This window comes from Acidobacteriota bacterium, from assembly GCA_009691245.1.
Classification (GTDB): domain Bacteria; phylum Acidobacteriota; class Terriglobia; order 2-12-FULL-54-10; family 2-12-FULL-54-10; genus SHUM01.
In genome coordinates, this window is the sequence record SHUM01000046.1 from 1 (window position 1) to 19,532 (window position 19,532).

At 60.0% G+C, this 19,532-nt stretch carries 18 protein-coding genes and 1 pseudogene; 4 read left to right on the forward strand and 15 right to left on the reverse strand.

The window, feature by feature from the left end; translation table 11 throughout:
* Positions 1–161 precede the first annotated feature (161 nt).
* The 4 genes from EXQ56_11180 to EXQ56_11195 form a co-directional block, all read right to left on the reverse strand.
* Positions 162–959 carry a hypothetical protein gene (locus EXQ56_11180; protein ID MSO21003.1) on the reverse strand — a complete coding sequence of 266 codons (798 nt, stop codon included), beginning with the start codon at positions 957–959 and terminating at the stop codon, positions 162–164.
* An 86-nt stretch (positions 960–1,045) separates the two neighbouring features.
* Positions 1,046–1,804: a TIGR02391 family protein gene (locus tag EXQ56_11185; protein MSO21004.1), complete on the reverse strand. Its 759-nt coding sequence runs from the start codon at positions 1,802–1,804 to the stop codon at positions 1,046–1,048.
* Between the two features lie 552 nt (positions 1,805–2,356).
* Positions 2,357–2,728 carry a transposase gene (locus EXQ56_11190; GenBank protein MSO21005.1) on the reverse strand — a complete coding sequence of 124 codons (372 nt, stop codon included), beginning with the start codon at positions 2,726–2,728 and terminating at the stop codon, positions 2,357–2,359.
* Positions 2,729–3,016: 288 nt separating this feature from the next.
* Complete coding sequence (locus EXQ56_11195; protein MSO21006.1) at positions 3,017–5,458, reverse strand: YjgP/YjgQ family permease; 2,442 nt, start codon at positions 5,456–5,458, stop codon at positions 3,017–3,019.
* A gap of 458 nt (positions 5,459–5,916) precedes the next feature.
* Between EXQ56_11195 and EXQ56_11200 the strand changes: the two genes are divergently transcribed.
* Positions 5,917–6,501, forward strand: a complete 585-nt coding sequence (locus EXQ56_11200; GenBank protein MSO21007.1) for a hypothetical protein — start codon at positions 5,917–5,919, stop codon at positions 6,499–6,501.
* A gap of 92 nt (positions 6,502–6,593) precedes the next feature.
* On the opposite strand, the gene EXQ56_11205 is transcribed toward EXQ56_11200, so the two are convergent.
* The 11 genes from EXQ56_11205 to EXQ56_11255 all read right to left on the reverse strand — a co-directional run bounded on the left by EXQ56_11205 (position 6,594) and on the right by EXQ56_11255 (position 16,716).
* Positions 6,594–7,607: an NAD(P)-dependent glycerol-3-phosphate dehydrogenase gene (locus tag EXQ56_11205; protein ID MSO21008.1), complete on the reverse strand. Its 1,014-nt coding sequence runs from the start codon at positions 7,605–7,607 to the stop codon at positions 6,594–6,596.
* A gap of 20 nt (positions 7,608–7,627) precedes the next feature.
* On the reverse strand, positions 7,628–8,869 hold the full coding sequence (locus EXQ56_11210; protein ID MSO21009.1) for a competence/damage-inducible protein A: 1,242 nt from the start codon (positions 8,867–8,869) through the stop codon (positions 7,628–7,630).
* A 41-nt stretch (positions 8,870–8,910) separates the two neighbouring features.
* The gene (locus EXQ56_11215) at positions 8,911–9,993 is read right to left on the reverse strand and encodes a gluconolaconase (GenBank protein ID MSO21010.1); all 1,083 of its coding nucleotides are present in this window, start codon (positions 9,991–9,993) and stop codon (positions 8,911–8,913) included.
* A 165-nt stretch (positions 9,994–10,158) separates the two neighbouring features.
* Positions 10,159–10,356, reverse strand: coding sequence for a DNA gyrase inhibitor YacG (gene yacG / locus EXQ56_11220; protein MSO21011.1), 198 nt, complete (start codon positions 10,354–10,356; stop codon positions 10,159–10,161).
* Positions 10,357–10,410: 54 nt separating this feature from the next.
* Positions 10,411–11,253, reverse strand: coding sequence for an AmmeMemoRadiSam system protein B (amrB, locus tag EXQ56_11225; protein ID MSO21012.1), 843 nt, complete (start codon positions 11,251–11,253; stop codon positions 10,411–10,413).
* Between the two features lie 251 nt (positions 11,254–11,504).
* On the reverse strand, positions 11,505–11,996 hold the full coding sequence (locus EXQ56_11230) for a single-stranded DNA-binding protein (GenBank protein MSO21013.1): 492 nt from the start codon (positions 11,994–11,996) through the stop codon (positions 11,505–11,507).
* Between the two features lie 199 nt (positions 11,997–12,195).
* On the reverse strand, positions 12,196–13,599 hold the full coding sequence (locus EXQ56_11235) for a hypothetical protein (protein MSO21014.1): 1,404 nt from the start codon (positions 13,597–13,599) through the stop codon (positions 12,196–12,198).
* Between the two features lie 52 nt (positions 13,600–13,651).
* Entirely contained in the window at positions 13,652–13,792 is a 141-nt protein-coding gene (locus EXQ56_11240; GenBank protein MSO21015.1) for a CcmD family protein, read from the reverse strand.
* Between the two features lie 191 nt (positions 13,793–13,983).
* Positions 13,984–14,658 carry a cytochrome C assembly protein gene (locus tag EXQ56_11245; GenBank protein ID MSO21016.1) on the reverse strand — a complete coding sequence of 225 codons (675 nt, stop codon included), beginning with the start codon at positions 14,656–14,658 and terminating at the stop codon, positions 13,984–13,986.
* 183 nt (positions 14,659–14,841) lie between these two features.
* Positions 14,842–15,552 carry a heme ABC exporter ATP-binding protein CcmA gene (ccmA, locus tag EXQ56_11250; GenBank protein ID MSO21017.1) on the reverse strand — a complete coding sequence of 237 codons (711 nt, stop codon included), beginning with the start codon at positions 15,550–15,552 and terminating at the stop codon, positions 14,842–14,844.
* A gap of 36 nt (positions 15,553–15,588) precedes the next feature.
* Positions 15,589–16,716, reverse strand: a complete 1,128-nt coding sequence (locus tag EXQ56_11255; protein MSO21018.1) for a hypothetical protein — start codon at positions 16,714–16,716, stop codon at positions 15,589–15,591.
* Between the two features lie 100 nt (positions 16,717–16,816).
* Between EXQ56_11255 and EXQ56_11260 the strand changes: the two genes are divergently transcribed.
* From EXQ56_11260 to EXQ56_11270, 3 genes and pseudogenes are all read left to right on the forward strand, one after another.
* Positions 16,817–17,518 carry an antitermination protein NusG gene (locus tag EXQ56_11260; GenBank protein ID MSO21019.1) on the forward strand — a complete coding sequence of 234 codons (702 nt, stop codon included), beginning with the start codon at positions 16,817–16,819 and terminating at the stop codon, positions 17,516–17,518.
* Positions 17,519–17,621: 103 nt separating this feature from the next.
* Positions 17,622–17,993 (forward strand): annotated as a pseudogene (locus tag EXQ56_11265) (VOC family protein).
* A gap of 169 nt (positions 17,994–18,162) precedes the next feature.
* Positions 18,163–19,272 (forward strand): hypothetical protein, encoded by a 1,110-nt coding sequence (locus tag EXQ56_11270; protein MSO21020.1) that lies wholly within the window; start codon positions 18,163–18,165, stop codon positions 19,270–19,272.
* Positions 19,273–19,532: the final 260 nt, after the last annotated feature.

A 19,532-nucleotide genomic window follows, 5' to 3' on the forward strand; every position in this document is an offset into this window, starting at 1 on the left:
AACCTGCCGCAACACCGTTACGATCTGCTCTGGTTTGTACCTCTGCATCGGCATATTCAAATACCTCCCTCATGAGATTCTCTCTCACTTCGGCTGGTATCGAAATCGCCGGGCAGGTCAGCAGTTCGCTACTTGTCGCACGGGAGATCACTACTCCCTGCCTACTCGGTATAGGTCATTAGCAGGCCGGCCAGCACGACCATCAATATGGCGAAGAGGTTGCGCATCAGGCGCGGCTGAAACTTGCCCACGTCGGCGATACCCTTGGCCAGCGCAATGCCGAAGCCGGTAATGGCGAATCCCAGGTGCTGGTGCTGGACAGCTTCCATGTCGGCGTGTGCCGTCGGCCCCATCGTCGCATGAGCATTGGGGTCGTGGTAGAGCAGCAGCAGCGCGCCCGCTCCCGCCAGCGCCGGGAAGATCGCCGACACCCACGCCGATTGCAGACGCAAGCGGATGCGCACGAATTCCACCGCGCTCAAGGCCAGCAGCAGCAGCGAGAACAGCTTGTGTTGCAACACCTGCATGTTGCTGCTGATGACGTATCTCAATGTCTGATTGCCCACCGGCCACGACTCCGGGTCGCTCCAGATCAGCAGATACACGCCAGGAATGAAGAACAGAGCCGCCCACAGATAGCGCATCCACGCGAGCCGTTGTGCCAGCCTCGGCTCGGCCACCGCCAGCAACCCCACCAACAGGACAAATATTCCCGCGAAGCGATGGTTGAACTCTGAGAATCGCTTGTCCACCGCAATCTCCTCGGCGCTCTTGCGCGGCTTGGCCGAAGCGCCTGACGCCGCGCCCGCCATCGCCGACGAATCATGCCCCACATGCTCATGCGACTCCGGCGCAGGCGCGGCGTGTTGATGCCCGCCTTCCTGCGCCGCCGCCCGCGCCGTGATGCCACCGATGCCCAGCACCAGCAAGCAACACAAAACTGCCGCCACCTTTTTCATGGGCCGATTGTGCCACAGGTGGAGAAATTTGGTCGAGGAAGAAAAGATTTTCGTCTAATGTCTTTTGGGAGCAGGAGAAGAAACTTCTATGGGTGTGCTTCGCCTGCCTGTTGCTGTTTGCGGCTGTCCACAATCCGCAGAAGCTGACTGGCGAACATGATAACTTCCGCCGCTTCAACAGGCTCTGCGATAACGTGGCGATGACCCGTGGAATTCCTATAAACACCAAATGCACCGACGAAAAGATGAGCCAGGGCTTTCTGCTCACCCAAGGGGAGTTGCGTGTCTGTGAGCGGTCCGACCGGTTGGCTGTTCTCTGCGGTTGCGAAAGCGGCCCGCATGAGTTTGTCGCCAACTAGGTCATGCGGGAATTTTCCCGCCTGTCTAACGGCGACTTCAACCTCCTTGAAGGCCTGGAAAATGGCCGTGTCGTAATCGCCGCGCAGAAATGCCGGATAGACTTTGCTGGCCAAGAGGGGATGAAGCTGGCCTTTGGGAAGCAGGTTAGCTTTGAGATAGGCGGCAAAATCTTCTCGCGATTTCAATCGTTGGCCTCGTCGAGTGACAAACACGCCAGATCTGCTATGGTCATCACCCCTCATGGCCAGGAATCCTTCATTGGCCAACCAATCCCATGCTTCCATTAGCGCGCGGTTGACTTCGTCTTTCCGGGTCGGGTAGATGGGATAGTTTCGAAGCTCAACGAAAAAGTTGGAATGATGCAGGTCTGCACCCCTATCATCTCGACTATTCAAGTGCATGAGCAGAACACCAGCCAGCTCCTCCACTTCAAGCGCGAGCAAGGTTTCTGGGTCAGGAACGAGCGAATTTAGAGTGAGGTTCATAGCGTGCTATAAGGGACGGTATCACACAAAAGAGGTCACCACACAGGAAGGCCGTTAAGATTAAAACCAATGAGGTGGTCCGCAAGATTCTCGACCGTCAGCACCGCTTGCTGTCCCGCAAGACACAATCTGAAATCATTGCCTATCACCGCGCCGCGGGCGAGGCCGCCATGCAGGAAGCGCAGCAGCGCGCAAAAACCCGCGGCCGCAAAGCGAGCTAACCCATCTTCACGATTGATGAAGAGTTTCCGCGTTCCACGCGAGCCCCGGCAGGGGCGATAGATAGTAGCCCACGGCGCAAGCCGTGGGTTACGGGAGCCAGGGAGGGACCAGCCCCGTAGGGGCGAAAGAACGTGACTGGAACTTTCTTTCACCCCTGCCGGGGTTGGTTGTTCTTTCCTTCCGTGAACCCCGGGCTTACGCCCGGGGCTACTTTATGCCGCTCCTGCCGGGGCTGAGAACTACGCTACAGCATCCCCGAAAACGGTCTGCGGTAACGGTCCAAAACAAACCCTTCCTTATTGACCAGCCCCGGCAGGGGCGAAAGAATATTCATCCCCAGATGAAACGCTCGTCGTATTCGATCTTATTCTTCTTCAGGAATTCCAGGTATTCCTCCTGAAACAAAATGTGGCGATGATACTCTTCCTGCTCCAGGATGTATTTCGCCACCGCCGCAGCGCTCGAATGACTCACGCTGTACGCCGCGTATCCGGTTTGCCATGCGAATCCCCGCGCACCCTTTTCGCGTTTCACCCAGCGCGAGAAATTGGACTTCAACACGCGGACCAACTCCTCCAACGCCAGGGCCGGTGGCATTGATGCCAGAAAATGCGCATGTCCGCCGCGCCGTTGATGGCGGTGGCCTTCCCACCCAGTTCCCGGACGATGCCGCCAAGATAAGCGTGCAGGTCGGAGCGCCATTCCGGATGGATTGGCGGATGGCGATTCTCCGTGCTGAAAATAATGTGGACCAGAAAATTGGAAAATGTATGCGCCATGCGACAGGCCGGTTCTTTCGCCCCTACCGGGGCTTGTCAAAAAGGGAAAATTTCTTTATTTAGCACCGTAACCCACGGCTCGCGCCGTGGGCTACTATCTACCGCCCCTGCCGGGGCTGAGAACCACTCTACAGCTTCCCTGAAAACGGTCTGGTTTTCAGGAACTCTCGATGCAATTTTCAGATTTACTGCCGTGCGCTGCATACGATCCTCACGTCCTGATGCGGAGGAAGAAGTAGAGGCCGCCGAGGCCGAACAATAGATTCGGCGACCAGGCGGCGGCAATTGGCGGCAACTGGTTCAGGTTGCCGATGGCTTCGAAGAGGCTGGTGGTGGCCCAGAAGGCCATGGCGATGCCCAGGCTCACGGCGATGCCGGTCAGCGCGCCGCGCTTGCCCATGGAGAAGGCGAAGGGCAGGCCGATCAGCGCCATGATCGGCACGAAGAGCGGGAAGGAAAATTTGCGCTGGAGCTGCACGGCCAGCGGCACCACGTCGAAGCCGCTTTTTTGCAGGTCGTCGATGTAGCTGCGCAGCTCCGTGGAATTCATCTGCGTGGTTTGCTTGACCTCTTTCAGAAAATACGCGGGCGGCTCGCGCAGTTCGGGATAGGCGCGCATCTCGAACTGCTCGAAGTGGACCGAGTCGATCATTCCAGGCGCCTCGGCCGCACCGGGCGCCTCAGCCACACCAGACGCTTCGCCCGCACCGGACATGCCTGCGGAGATGTCTAAAGGTGGTTCCCTGAAGTCGCGCTCCCATCCGGAAGAGAAGACCCAGCCCGGCCCCGATCCACTCGGTGTTTGCATATAGGTGGCGCGCTCGGCGGAGAAGCGGCGCTTCAGTTCGTACGTCGCCGGATCAAACTCGAAGATGGTCACGCCGCCCAGCACCTGTTCATTCGGCTCGAAGAAATTGTAGTAGTAGATGCGCGAACCTTCGCCGACTATCCATTGCCGGTCGGGCCGCAGATAGGTCTGCGCGGGGCGACCCTTGATGCGGTCGCGCACGGCATCCTGATGGCGGTTGGCCACGGGGACGAGGTAATACTCGAAGAAGAACAGGCCCACGCTGAGCGCGGCGGCGGCAGCCAGCACCGGCGCGGTCAGCCGATACAGGCTGATGCCGGAGGCCTTCGCCGCGGTGACTTCGTTGTTCTGACTGAGTATGGCGAAGCTCACCAGCACGGCCACCAGCACGCCCAGCGGCGTGATGACGTAGATCAGGTGCGGGGTCAAATGCAGGAAGTAATCCGCCACCATGCTGGCGGGTATCTGATGCTCGATGACGTCGCTGAGCAGATCCAGGAACAACGTAACGATCTCGATCAGCAGCACCAGCGCGGCAACGGTGATGACCAGATACAAGAGAAACGACCGCAGAATATAGCGATCCAGTATCAGCGGCCCCGGCATTCCATTGCGCAGTCCGCCGAGCGCAGAGGAGGATTCCCGTTCACCGGCATGGCTTTTTCGGGAGACAGCTTTGGCTATCCGACGCAGCGTATCGGGCAGCCACTCGGCAAACATCACCAGACGATCCGAGAGCGGGCTGACGCGGTCGGCGCGACTGAGCATGTAAACGCCGAGAGCGCCGAAGAAAAAGTTCGCTCCCCACACACCTGCCCAGATGGCCACCGTTCCGGCGCGCGCCAGCGAGATGCCTCCGATGAAGAGCGAATAGTAACCGCCCACCATCAGAATGGTCAGAATGATCCCCGACGACTTGCCGCCCTTGTGCGCCGCCAGTCCCAGCGGGATGGCGATCAGCGCGAGGAAGAACGCCGCCATCGGCAGCGCGAATCGCCTGTGAAGTTCAATGTGCGGTTCCATGTGCGCCTCGACGGAATCCGCATCAGCCAATGCCGCCTGACTCATGGCGTAGAGTTCCGCGTTGGTGCGCTGGACATTGGGCTTCACGGCGCTGGGAGAGGGCGCGGGCAGGCGCACCGGAATGTCCGTGGACTCGAAGCTGGCGATGGAGTACTCACCCGGCGTAGACCCCGTTTCATGCACGGTCCCCTGCGAAAGATGCAACTGCAACTGGCCGTACTCAGCGTCATTGAACAGCACGCCGTCTTTGGCCAGCGTAATTTTGGGCCGCGCGGGATTGGTGAGATCAGCGAGGAAAATGCCTTTCCACGCGGGCTGCGGTCCGGCGATGGCATCCTGCACGTAGAGGATCAGATTCGGGAAACGCTCTTCAAAGACGCGTGGCTTGAGTTGTGAAGCGATCTGGCGCAGGCCAATCTCGCGCTCGGCGAGGACGCGCTCGCGGCTGGCGGCGGGCGCGGCGTATGCGGAGAAAATGAGCGCCAGTCCGCTACCGAGCAGCGCGAAAGTCAGCAGAGGCGGCAGCAACATGCGCGTACTCACCCCGGCCGCGCGCAGTGCGGTGATCTCGCCGTCGGCGGACATGCGGCTCAGCCCGATCAGCGTGCCGAGCAACACCGCCATCGGCAGCGTGAAGGCGAGCGCGGGCGGGAAGGCCAACAGCGTCAGATAGGCTACCTGCCGCCACACAGCGGTATCGCGCAGGATGAGTTCCAGCAGGCGCGTGGTGTCTCGCAGAAACAGCACAAACGTGAACAGCACCAGCCCCAACAGGCCGTGCGAGAGTATCTCCTTGAAAATTTGCCGGTGGAGTATCCGCAATGGGACGCCTTTTTCCTCTACTACGACTCTGCCGCACCGCTACTACACCTCTACAACAGAAGACGCGCGCTGCAAAAAATTGTAGCATAGTGGCATCAGCAAGGTCCGTCGGCTGGTCCTGTGCTGCGGCGATTGTGCCGTGAACGGAAGCCTATTGTGCCGTACCCGGAAGGAAGTTTCACCAAATGCGTTGCCTAACTTGCGGAAACCGGATTCATGCGCAGATGAAAGAGTGTCCCAAGTGCAGTGCGATGATTCCGCTTGCGGCTTCGGCTGCGCGCGGAGCGGCTGATAAAACCTTCAAGGCGCTACAGAGTTGGAAGCCGGAGCAATCTCAAAAAAGCACGCCGTCACAGAGCACAGCACCACAGGGCACAACACCGAAGGGCGCAGGAACCTCGCCCTTCGGCGGCGCGATGTATCCGTCCGATTTCCCATCGAAATCAGGAACCGAGGAAATGGCCGAAGCAGATGGGACGACAGATGAGACGACCAATGATCGGCCCGCCGCGCCGCCCGCGCCGGCATGGTCGCGCTACATCATGCCGATCATGATTTTTCTGTGGATCGGCTTCCGCATGTTCGGCCCGGAGATTCAGCGATTCATTCAAGAAGGCGCATGGCCGAGTGGCGATGAAGAGACTGCCCCCGCTGCCTCAATCGAATCCCCGATTGAACTTGGGCAGTTCCTGCTCACCGACAGCGTGGTGGATGGAAAGCCGGGGAGCTTCAAAACTAAATTTTCGAAATCAAAAGATCAGCGGATGATCCTGTGGTCGAAGTGGCTGGCCAAGGGAGCAGCTCCCGACGCGGAGGCGCCTGCGCCCGAGCGCATCGTCGAGTTTGTATGGATACCGCCTGATGGCAAGCCGATGTCTGGAAAAACTTCCTACACATTGTTGGCTCCGCCGGAGCATGGCTTTATCGCCGTGGCCGAGATGCAACTCGGCGAATTTTCTCCCACCGGCCAGTGGCGCGTGGAGCCTCGAACAAACAACCCCAACGCGCGGAACACTCCTTTCGCATTCACCGTTGGGCCTTGATGACAGCGCCGCGACCGTCCAGAAGATGGGGGCTACGTAACGAACCTAACCCCCGCTCCATAACTGTCGCGGCTCTGTTCCGCGGCTCTGATCTATTCCGGCTTCAGATGGCGTTCCATCAACTCGCGCGCGGCGTCGCGCGGGGAGCGGCCTTGGCGCAGGATGGCATGCACCTGCTCGACAATGGGCATCTGCACATTATGGCGGCGGGCCAGCTCCAGCGTGGCATCGGTGGCATGTACGCCCTCAATGACCATGCGCGTGGACCCGACAATATCATCGAGAGAGCGGCCGCGACCCAACTCGACTCCGGCCCAATGATTGCGGCTCTGCGCGCCCGTGCAAGTAAGAACCAGGTCGCCCAATCCCGCGAGCCCGGACAGAGTCTCGCGGCGCGCGCCGCAGGCACAGGCCAGCCGCGTGATCTCACCGAGGCCGCGCGTGATGACCGCAGCGACCGCGTTCGATCCCAGTTCCAGCCCCTCGCAGATTCCCGCCGCGATGGCCATCACGTTTTTCACCGCCGCGCCCAGCTCCACGCCGATTACATCGGTATTCGTATACAGGCGAAACGTCGCCGTCGAAAATCGCCGCTGTAGTTCCATGGCGAGGTCTTCGTCTTCCGAGGCCATCACCACCGCAGTGGGAGTGCCGCGCGCGACTTCCCGCGCAAAGGTGGGACCAGAAAGGACGGCAATGCGCGGCATAAAGTGCGGCCTGAATACCTCGCGCACCACTTCGCTCATGCGCAGCAGCGTGCCGTCTTCCCGACCACCATATTCCAATCCTTTGACGGCGCTGACAAATATTTGTTGCGCTGAAACGATGGGCAGCATCTGTTCGCAGACGCGGCGCAGGTGCGGCGAGGGCACAGCGATCAGCACAATTTCCGCGCCCTGTAGCGTGCTGGCAAGGTCGGCGGAGGGTGCAACATTCGGCGGGATGGTGATGTCCGGAAGATACACTTCGTTGATTCGCGTGCGGCGCAGGCGCTCCGCGATATCGGGTTCGAAGACCCACAGATTCACGCGATCCACGTTGCGCGCCAGCGTAACGGCCAGGGCCGTGCCCCACCCCCCGGCACCGATGATGGCCAGCGTGCTCATAGCTGCTGAGTCAGCTCCCATCAGTCCACGCCAACCAAATGCTGGCGCAGCAGATCGAGTGCCGCCTGCGCGGCTTGCCAGCGAACCGGTTCGCGTTCGCCGGAGAACTTCTTCATCGCAACTTTTGTGCCGTCCGGAGTCGTTAGTGCAATGTAGACAAGCCCGACAGGCTTGCCCGGCGAGGCGCCATCCGGGCCGGCGATGCCCGTGATGGACAATCCGTAGGTCGCGCCGAGACGAGCGCGCACCTCGTTGGCCATCTGCCGCGCCACCGGCTCGCTTACCGCACCATGTTCTTCAATCATCGCGGTGGGCACGCCGAGCAGACGCTCCTTCACTGCATTCGCATAGCTTACGACGCCGCCAAGAAAGTATTTGGAGCTGCCTGCAACGGTGGTGACGCGCTCACCGAGCAACCCGCCCGTGCAGCTCTCCGCAACGGCGAGCGTCTCATCGCGCGCGGCCAACAAACTTCCCACTACGGCCTCGAGGCCCTTGCCATCATTTGAAAACACCACTGCGCCAAGAGCTTTCTCTAGTTGCGCGGCCAGATCATCCACGCAGGCGGTGGCCTCTGCCTCCGTGGGAGCAGTGCTCATTAGATGGACCTGTATCTCGCCAAGGGTGGCCAGGATGGTGGTAACAGGATTGGTGTAGCGCGTGAAGATCGGCGCGATGATCTCTTCCGCCGCCGACTCGGTCAGTCCGGTCATGCGCAGTTGCCGGCGGCGCAGATAAGCGCGCGGCAGGAGCTCTCGCAGCGGCGGCAGGACGGCATCGTTAAACATGGTTTCCAGCTCGCGCGGCGGGCCGGGCAGCAGGATCAGATGCTTGCCGTTGTGTTCCATCCACTGGCCAGGCGCGGTGCCGCGTGTGTTGGGCAATATCGTTGCGCCTTCAATCACCATGGCTTGCCTCAGATTGATCTGAGGCATCACCATGCCGCGCGAGCGGAAGCGCGCCACCAGCCATTCGGCGATGGCGGCATCGGACTGGAGCGCGCGGCCCAACACGGCCGCCGCACACTCCCGCGTCAGGTCGTCTGCCGTGGGCCCCAGCCCCCCGATGGTCATGACGATCCCGGATCGCTCCCAGGCATGTGCGATGGCTTCGGTCAGGCGCGGCTGGTCATCGCCGACGACAGTCTTGCGCACCACGTTCACACCCAGTTCGTTGAGCCGCGCGGTCAGGAATAGAGAATTCGTGTCGGAGCGGAAGGGCGTCAGCATTTCCGAACCGATGGCGATGATTTCGGCGTTCATGGGAATTTTAGTTCGCTACTGGAAGCAGCACGCGGGAGGATTTATTTCCCGGGCATCTTCTCGATTGTCTTCTCGGGCATCTGACGACCGCGCACATTCATGTTCAGGTGATAAACAGCTCCGGTGGTAACCAGGATCGCCGCTCCCGTGGTGAAGGCCAGTCCCACCAGCCCCGGGCCGGAGACCACCAGTTCGCACTGACCTTGCTGATTGATGCGCAGGATTCCTTTGCGGCCGGCCTGCGATGCCGCCACATACAAATTGCCATCCACATCAAAGGCCATGCCCTGAGGGCGGCCCACTCCTTGATAGAACTTTTCCACTACGCCCGTGCGCGAAATGCGCGAGATGCAATCGAAGCTGGAAGTGGTCGGACCCGTTACGTAGAGATAGCCATCCGGACCAAACGCCAGATGATAGGCCGAGATGCTCGGCTCCAACGTGGCGAAGACGAATATCTGCCGGTCGGGAGCGATCTTGAAGATGGTCCCGCTGCGGTCGCCTACGTAGAGAAACTCATCGCCATCAAACGCGATGCCCGTGGCCACGCCCATGCCCTCGGCATGGGTGGAGACTTCGCCGGACGGCGTAGCGCGATAAATATTGCCGTCGAAGCGGCTGGAGATGAACAGATCGCCCTTGCGATCAAAGGCCATCCCCGTCGGGTTCATGACCTCCGAGAGAAATGCTTTCACGTTGTAGTTGGGATCGATCTTATAGATGCCCACGGGCACTTTCTGTCCGCGCGAGCCGCTGAAGGTAACAAAAATATTTCCGTCGCGGTCGATGGCGGGATTGCCCACCGGGTGCATATTTTCGGCGATGGGCACGCCGACTTCTATGGGGACGCCGTCGCTGGACTCGCGGTGGTTATTGACCACCAGATTGCAGGAGACCGCGCTTTCCGGTATGCGTGCGATCAGCAGTCGGTCGGAGGACACCGTGAGTCCCGCATCAACGCCGTTCAACTGAACCTGCGGGGGCGGCGACCCGACCGTGGAAAAACCATGTCCGCGAATCTGCAACTCGCCACCGCTGATGGTGGCGCGCGGAGTGATCTGCTCGATAACGGGCTTGCCGTTCAGCGACCTCCGCTGTAACAGATTGGATATGATATTTTCCATAATTCAAATGGCCGACTATACCGAGCAGAACCATTGCTCCGTCAAGCTACCCCTAATTTTCAGTATATGGCCGAACGTGCCGGAAATTCCAGTCGCAATCCCGGTGGGTAGCGCCGCCATCCTGGCGACTCCAGCGGACGGCCAGAGACCGAAAGGCTACCGGCGCTACGTTTCGTCTTTTGATAAATCAGGATCGGCCCTATCAGGGATATCATCTTCCGCTGTGATGGGGACGGCCACGCGATAGAGTTCGCTAGCCCAGTTGCCCAAGTCGCGCTCGCGGCAGCGATCACCGCAGAATGGATAGTCGGGATTGGCTGGGCTGGTCGGCGAACCGCAGATACGGCAGGCGGTCAACTTCAGATTCTTCTGTTTCGCCATCTTGCGTCCTCAGCTTCTCCCTTTCGGCAGGCTTTCTTAAAAAACAATCGCGGAGTAGCCCACGGCCATCCGAAAGACAGGTTCGGGCGCCACGTCGAAGCTGGTGCGGTAATCCAGCATGACTCCGTGTTGGGAGCCGAGGCGCGCGGCGGCGGCCACCGTGGCGGCTAGCGCGCCCGCTCCGCAGGCATTCTGATGCTGGCGCGCTTCTTTGACGATCTGCTCCGCTTTCATATCAACCGCCAGATCGATGATCCGCTCATCGTTGCCGCGCATCCACTGGCGGGCGCGTTCGCCCGCGCCCTGGGGGCTGAACTGATAAAGCTCACCGTAGTGCGTCAGATCCGTGGAGCCGATCACGACCGTCTCGCGGCCTAACTTCTTCAGCACATCGCCAACGCGCTGGCCGATCTCCACGGCCTGCGTATCCGGGCTTACCGAGATGGGCACCACGCTGGCCTGCGGGAACCAGTGCCGGATAAATGGCAACTGAACTTCTATCGCGTGCTCGCCAGCATGCGCTTGGGGATCATCGGCTAACAATCGTGTCGTCGCATCAAGTATACGGGCGGCCAGTTCTTCATCCACCTGCACCGGCCCCAACGGCGTTGCCCACTCGCCGCGCGCGTACACCGCGTTGCGTCCAGCCCGGCGATGAATTGCGCCGAAGATGACGAAGGTCTCGACGGGCTGCTTCCGCTGAATCACGCCAAAGACCTGCGCGGCAACGGCGCCGGAATATTCCCAGCCGGCGTGCGGGACTACTCCCGCAACAATATGAGTCGGCTCCGCCGGCGCAGCGAAGTCTCGCAGAAACCGTTCCGCCGCACCGGCGCAATCTCCGGCATAGAACTCCGCGGCTGCTGGCTGTCGGGTCATGCTGCTCTCTACTCCTTGCGCTCTACTCCTTGTACAATTTTATACCCGCGCGGGAGTGACGGGAGCCTCTGTTTACAGGGGTTTTGCGGAGGCAAACGCACGAAGGCCCAGCCGTTACGCCGGGCCTGTTTTGGGTAGCCACGGTGAGCGTATTTCTCGCCGTGGGCCTGTGATTCCACGGGAAACTCCACGGCCAGAAATACGCTGACCGTGGCTACCCACGCAAACTCGTTATACAGGAAACAAAAATCTTAGAAAGGAATGTCGTCGTCGGTGATCTGCGAGTGCGTCTCGCCTCCGCCAAAGCTGTCGTCATCCGCCGCCGACTCCTGCGCACGCGGACGTCCGCCGCCCGCTGCCCGCTGCGGCTGCGGCTGCGACGATCCGCCACCGGAGGACTCGCTGTCGCCGCGGCGACCCAGCATCTGCACGTTGTCGGCGACGATGTCGATCGCGGTGCGCTTGTTGCCCTGCTTGTCTTCCCAACTGTGCGACTGGATGCGCCCTTCGACGTAGGCCTGTCCACCCTTCTTCATGTATTGCGCGCAGATCTCGCCGGTCTTGCCCCAAGCGACGATGTTGTGCCACTCGGTCTCTTCCTTCAGTTCTCCGGTCTTGTCCTTGTAGGCGCGCGTGGTGGCCAACGAGAACTTCGCCACTGACTGGCCCGAAGGTAGATAGGTCAACTCAGGATCGCGCCCAAGATTGCCTACCAGAATCACTTTGTTCACACCACGCGCCATAGGAATACTCCCGCAAAAGGTTCGGCACAACCGCCGCGCCCGATTATAACCGGATTGGGTGAGCTTGAGCCAGCCTTACAAATGCCGATTGATCCCGAGCAGGCCCGAACCGGCGCAAAGAGCTTTTGCTCCCGCGCGCTCGTTTCCTTTCCAGCCACCTCAACAATAGCGGCGCGTGCCCGCAACCCCGTGTTCGCCTTTACTTTTCCTGCAACCACTTCAGCGCGGTGATCATTGCGCTGGCCAACTGCTTGGGGCGTTCCACATGTGCGTAGTGCGTAATCGGCAGGTCGAACAGCGCGACGCGGATGGGCACGCCGGGGTTGCGCTTGCGGAATTCGTTGGCGATCTCGGCTTCGCTCGGAATACCATTCTCGATGCGCGCGTGCCCGTCAAGCTTGCCCACCAGCCAGATCATCTTCTTGTATCCGGTCATGGGCGCGCGGTTGGTCAGGAACAGGTCGCTGATCACCTCCTGCGCGTTCAGCGCTGAGTTGTTGGCGCGAACCGCTGCGCGAATCTCGATGGCGGTCTGCTCCAGTAACACATCCGCGCCGGAGTGCTCCACGTCCTGTAACTTCTGTTTGAAGACGGGGCGGCGGCGCTCCTCTTGTCGGAACCAGCAGGTAGCCACCTCCAACTTGTCCTTCCCCTTGCAGGGATTCAGCGGGCCGATATAAACGCTCTCGTAGGCATACTCGCCAGGGCTGCGCGCGCGCAGCGTCTGTACCGGAGCGTACTGAGAGTAGCGGCGCAGGTTGCTTTCGCGATGATCTTCCGGTGTCGAGAGAATTTTGTCCAACGCCGCCGGGCCGCCGCTGCCCCAGCCGAGGAACTGGCCGTTCATGCGCGAGCCCAGCGGCGTGTCCATCAGCAGGAAGGGAATCTCGCCGCCGGTCGAATGCCCCACCACCACGAGAGGCCCGCTGGTGGTCTTCCCGATGATCTGACGCACGCCGTCGACGACCACGCGAAACGTATAGACCGCATTGCGCACTCGAGCATCCTGCGCGGTCAGCTCACGGTCCAGCAGATACGCTGGAATGCGTTCGGCGTAGGAGTTGTCCGTCCAGCCGCCGTGTTTGTAATTGCCGGGAATGGTCAGCAGCAGCACCGGCACTTTCTGCGCGAGGTACTGGCCGAGGCCGGGGTTGTTGAAGAAGTCGACGTAGAACTCGTACCAGTTAGACGAGCCACCGTGAATGATGACCATCGTGGGCAGGCCTGGCGTTGCTTGATTCGGCGTGAGCAGCAGGCCGCCGATGTCCCAGTCCATGCCATACACTTTGTAGCGATGCTCGATCCACTTGGCGCGATAGCCGAGCTTGGCGGCGGGAATCGCTTCCAACTTGCGCGGGTCGAATGCTCCGCCGGGCGCGACGGCCGCCAGAGCCTTCACACTAGCGCCGCCGTCGGGCAGATCGAATCCCTGCTGGTTGAACACAGCTTCCGGCACGGCAGTGAAGACGGTGTCGGTGCGATAGAGCGCGAGCAGGTCGTCTTCGGGCGCGGCGCGCAATGACGCGATGAGGCCAAAAAAAACGGCTAGAAAAAGCAGCGCGCAGCGCAGCTTTGTGGTAACGAATCGTCTTGTAGAGTTCATGTTAATCCTCCTGCCAGAAAAGTTCCTTACGCGCGCGGCACCGTGACGGATACTACCGCGAAGTCTTCGACTCCACCATGGATTTCAAGGTGTCGATCTCGCGGCGCAACTCGGTTTGGCGCGAGTTGAGGCTGGCCATATATAGGATGTTCAGAATCCATACGGCCGCGTAGGCCCAGAAGATGTATTGCATGTGCGTGTTCCTTTCCTTTTGCTCTGCTGATCCGAGCCGCGACAGTCATGGAGCGGCCACCCAGCTCAATCAACGCGCTATATCAATCCTGCTCAAACAGGTCCGCCACAAACTCGGTTTCCCCAATTCCGTTCGTGCTCGTGTCATTCAACATCGTGGCCGCTCCATGACTGTCGCGGCTCGGATACAACCTACGCGCCCATCATCAACTCGCGGCGCAACTGGCGCACCTCTTCACGCTGCTTCTCCAGGCGCACGCGCAGCGTGGCCAGCAGGATGAACCACAAAACAAAAGTAACCGTGCTGATCAGCAGCACCATGCGCATCGTCGGGTCCAGACCCGAGCCCGGGCCGCCCATGATCACCGGCTGCGGATGCTGGGTGCGCCACAGGCGGATGGCCATGTAATCGAAGATCACCGCCGGGATGGCGAAGATGCCGTAGATGGCGGCGAACTTGGCGCGCTTCACCGGCTCTTCGATGAAGTCGCGCAGCAGCAGGTAGCTCAAATAAATCAGCCAGACGATCAGGCTCAGCGTCAGGCGCATGTCCCAGGTCCACCAAACGCCCCAGGCTGGCTTGGCCCACAGCGGGCCGGTGATCAGGCCGCCGGTGCAGAAGAGCGTCCCGATCTCGGCGCAGGCCAGACCGATGCGGTCCCACTTCATGTTGCTGGTGATGAGGTAGGCGATGCCCGTGAAAGAAACGACGAAGTAAGCCGGGAAGGCCACCGCCCAGCAGGCCATGTGGATGTAGAAGATACGTTGGGTGTCGCCCATGGTGACTTCAGTGGGCGCCCACAGAAACGCGCCATACATCGTCGCCACCATCCCCGCGGCGGTCAGCGCCATGATTGCCTGCATCATTTGTGTGCCACTCCCATACCTATTGTCATTCCGTATCCCCCGATTTATCGGGTGTGAGGAACCTGCTTTTCTCCTCAACCTGGAAATCAACAGCAGGTCCTTCGCTCCGCTCAGGATGACGACTCAATATGGTAACGCTCAAATCTGACTGTGCATGTACCACCAAACATCACCTCCAGAACCCTACCCGGCGTGCCGTCGGTACACTTCATACATCTCCGGCAAATGCTCCGGATCGTTCGGTCCCAAGAAGGCCGCCTTGCCGCGCTCCAAAATTAGAAGCCGCGTGGCGTGTTTCAACGCCAGGTCCAACTGATGCGTACAGAGTACGATGGTGCGCTTCTCTCGCGCAGCCTCGGACAGCATATTTTCCAACACTTCGGTGGCGCGGTCGTCGAGACCGGTGAAGGGCTCGTCGAGCAGGATCAGCTCCGGCTGCGTCAGAAACAGCCGCGCGATGGAGAGCCGTTGACGCATGCCGCGCGAATAGTTGCGTACCAGCTCGCGCGAGAATTGCGCCAAGCCCACCTTCTCCAGCATGCCGCTGATGGCCGCCGCGATGTTGCTGATCCCGTATATCCCGCCGTAGAAACGCAGGTTCTCTTCCGCCGACAGTTCATCGTAGAGAAACGTATTATGCCCTAGCAATCCGATCCTGCCACGCAACGCGTAATCGTCGCCAACCGTCGCGTCATTGTCAGTAGCGGCACCGAACCGCAATTCCCCCGCGCTGGGCCGCGTCAGCAGCGCCAGCATCTTCAGGAGCGTCGTCTTGCCCGCGCCGTTGCGGCCTAGCAGCGCGACGAACTCGCCGCTCGCGACCTCAAAGCTCAGGTTCTGCACGGCGGGGAAGTCGCCGTAGAGCTTGGTCAAATGGCGGGCGTGTATCTGCATAGGTGGACATCAAGTGCGAGGCGGGATACGCGTCCGCTATCCCTTCTTGTACAAATAGACGAAGCCGGCCAACAGCACCGCGCCCAGCCCTGCAAACAGTGGCCAGCGATACTCATGCAACGGATTCGGAATCGGCGTCAGCCCGCCTTCCTGGTCTTGCGTGGCCGAGACTTGATCGGGCGGCGCTTCGCCATTTACACGAAAGTTCACCACGTTACCCACCGGCTTAAGCAGATAGGCGGAAAAGCCCGAGGCATCATCTTTGCCCGCCGGGATCATGTTCTCTGACTCGATCTTTACGTTGTCGCCCGGCGTTACCACGTGAACCTGTTCAGGCAGGCGGTCGAGCGGCTTCGAGAAATCGTAGGGCTGTTGGTAGTCGAGCTGATAATTCACGCGGATGATTGACTCACCGGGCCGGATCGGATAGTCGATGGTATAGGTGTTAGGAACGGTCGCGTCCGGTCGCGGCGTCTGCGGCAGGGGCATGCCCGCCGCGCCTTGCAATGACACGCTGATCTCCCCGCGCGGCTTGGCTGGCAGTGTGAAGCGAAATGTTCCATTGGCGTTTACGTAAGCACGCGGCGGCGCGGATGTGTTCTCGATGAAGACTTGCTCCAGCACATTCATCGTGCTGCCGCTCGGGCGGACGAAGATAGCGTGTTCATGCACCACAAACAAGTCGCGGTCGGAACTTGAGTCGTAAATCGTAACCGTTACGTTGTTGCCCGTCGCCATACCTGGTGGCATGCCCGGCGGCATCCCTGGTTGGCCAGCTGGCCCACCGCCCATCACCGGCTGCGAGTAGGTCGCGCCCTGATGCTCGATGCGTAGAAGTCCCGGCGGGCCCGGCGTGCCACCCGGCGCGGGTACTTTGCTGAACTGGAAATTTCCCGCCGCGTCCGTGCGCACGATCTCCACCGGAACCATGCCCTGCGACAACTGGACATACTCGACGGAAACATTGGCAACGGGCTGCCCTGTCGTCCCATTGACGGCGCGACCCTTCAACCTGTCCGGGGTCATGCCAGGGTCCGGTGCCTGCGCATGTATTACACCCGCGGCGAGAACCCCGATGGCTATCAGCCAAGTAATGGTCATTCCAACGTAATGGTGGCTAGCCTCGCGATACATCCCGCAGCGATTGGGACCAGAAAAATACATTGATGACCTCGGAGACGCCCAGCGCCCATCCTCTTCCATAAACGAATGCCTATCGAAAAACGCGCCTAATCATTATAATGTCCTTCTCGCTGATTTTGGCATGATGCAGGCGCCGCAACGATTTTGCAACCGGATTACCATCGATTCGCAAGAGGGCTATAAGGAGGGGTTGGAAATGGCATGGAACCTATATGACGTGGTGCATTTGCTGGCACGCTGGCTGCATGTGCTTGCCGGCATCGTCTGGATTGGGCATCTCTATTTTTTTAATTTCGTGAACGTTCCTCTGCAAGCGGCGCTGGATGACGCCGGAAAGAAGGCTTTGGGTACTAAGCTAATGACGCGCGCACTATGGTGGTTCCGCTGGGGAGCCATGATCACTCTGCTGGCTGGACTGTGGTTGTTCACCCAGATTTACATGTACACGCCGGGAGCGGGCTTTGGTCCGAGCGGGTTCATGTATGAGGCCGGCGGCGGCATCTCCGACCGCGCGTTGTGGATCATGGTCGGCATGACCTTGGGCATCATCATGTGGATCAACGTCTGGTTCATCATCTGGCCAGCGCAGAAGAAGATACTGGGCGGCACGGCCTCCGCCGAAGAGCTACCAGGTCTGCGCCGGCGCGCCTACCTGACTTCGCGGACTAATACCTACCTCTCTGCACCGATGCTTTTCGGCATGTTGGCTCCTAACCATTACGCGGCATTTGACCTCCCAACGTTTCTGGTCTTCACTGCTATCGGCTTGGGTCTGATCTGGCACGCTGTGAAGTTCTCACCCAAGGTTGGGACTTCCATTTAACACAGTTTTCGTTGGTTAACTTACTCAAATACAACGGGCCGCAGTCCATCGCGGCCCGTTTGCAGTTAACCAATAGATATCTTGTAAATATAACTAAATAAACATGATAAAGTACATAAAAACGATTGCTATCTACGTCTCTGATTAAGCGCAATCATTGGCATTTTATACAGAAGGACTCGGATTGGAAGTCCGGAGACGCGAGACTATGGGCCCGCAGGGAGAATGGGTGGAGATGGCACCCAAGGGCGGCCAATCCTGTCTGGTCCTTTACCCTCGTGCCATGATGCCGGACTGGGAGAACCGCCGCCCGTCCATTGTTTTCCACTGCGCCGATGTTGAGCAGACTTATCAAGAACTGATGGCTCGGGGAGTCGAGTTTCGGGAAGCGCCCAAGAGGCTGCCTTGGGGCATATTCGCTCAGTTCACCGACCCAGACGGCAATGAGTTTCTCCTCCACTCCCCAGCGGCCTGACCTGCAAGGGGGATGATTGTATGGCTGGGTCGGAATATCCCGCGCCCAAAACAGCGCTTGACGCGACTTGCGATGCAAAAGCACGTCAGAGCGCACCGGAAGCCGCGGCCTCCCTGGGGTTGGAATGGCGCGGGCTGTTCGTTTCAAGACTCCGAAATGGCGGCAATCTATGAGTGAACAATCCGGATGGCACGAGGAAATGCAGTCGGCATTTCTTTACCGCGTTGTGGCAGAAAAAGAGGCGGGCACGCCGCGCCGGGCATTGTTTGCCGGCCTGGCGGATGCCGCCGAAAAACAGGCGGGGATGTGGCTGGAGACTGCGCGCAAGCAGGGCCGGATGCCCACCGAAACGCGTTACCAACCCGATCTGCGCACGCGCATTGTCGCCGACCTGATTCGACTCCTCGGACCACGGCACATGCGTCCCGTGCTGGCGGCGATGAAGATTCGCGGACTGTCCATCTATTCCAACGCGCCCATATCGGCCAGTCCAGCGGGCGGCGCAGGTGAGGGGGCGACTGAAGACGCCAGGCATGCCATGCCCACCGCAGCCACCACGGGCACCATGGAGCTTCGGCATCGGGGGCTCTCCTCCGGCGGAAATCTGCGTGCCACCGTCTTCGGCGTGAATGACGGCCTCGTCTCCAACGCCAGCCTCATCATGGGCGTCGCTGGGGCTACGCTGGATGCCGCCCGAAACAATCCATCCGACATGATCGTCTTGTCTGGATTCGCCGGACTGCTGGCCGGAGCGTTCTCGATGGCCGCCGGCGAATATATCTCGGTGCGCTCGCAACGGGAAATGTACGAGCACCAGATCGGGCTCGAACGCGAGGAACTGGCCGAGTATCCCGAAGAGGAAGCCGCCGAGCTGGCGCTAATCTACGAAGCGCGCGGCCTGAGCAGGCCTGAAGCAGCGAAACTGGCGCAGGCCATGATCGCTAATCCGGAGCAAGGTCTCGCCACGCTGGCGCGCGAAGAGTTGGGATTGAATCCGGAAGAACTCGGCTCGCCCTGGGGCGCGGCGGTATTTTCCTTCCTGGCCTTCTCCGCCGGTGCATTGATTCCGCTGTCTCCCTTTCTGCTGCTCAGCGTGGACCAGGCGCTCTACGTAACCGCTGCAGTCACAGCCATCTCACTATTCTCTGTCGGCGCCACGTTGAGCCTGTTCACTGGCCAGGCGGCGGTGCGCGGCGGCCTGCGCATGTTGTTCATCGGCGGCGCCGCCGGCCTGCTTACCTTCTCCATCGGCAAAATCCTCGGCGTTAATTTGTCATGAGCGCTAAAGCGAGCATGAGCTTACCCCCCGGAGGGGGCATGCCAAAGACAAAGTTGGGGAGGTAGTGAGTGGGAAAGAGGGAATGGAGAGAGATCAGTACTATGCTTAACACTCGACCCTGCGCGCGTTGGCCGTCGCGGTGTTAGTCGAGCAAAGTGAAGATGGCCGCGATTCAAGATTGGTGTTGAACTTATTAAAAACATCGGCCTCGGTTTTAGCCGAGGCCGATGGAAGTTCCAAAACTCTACCGAGCGCAACGT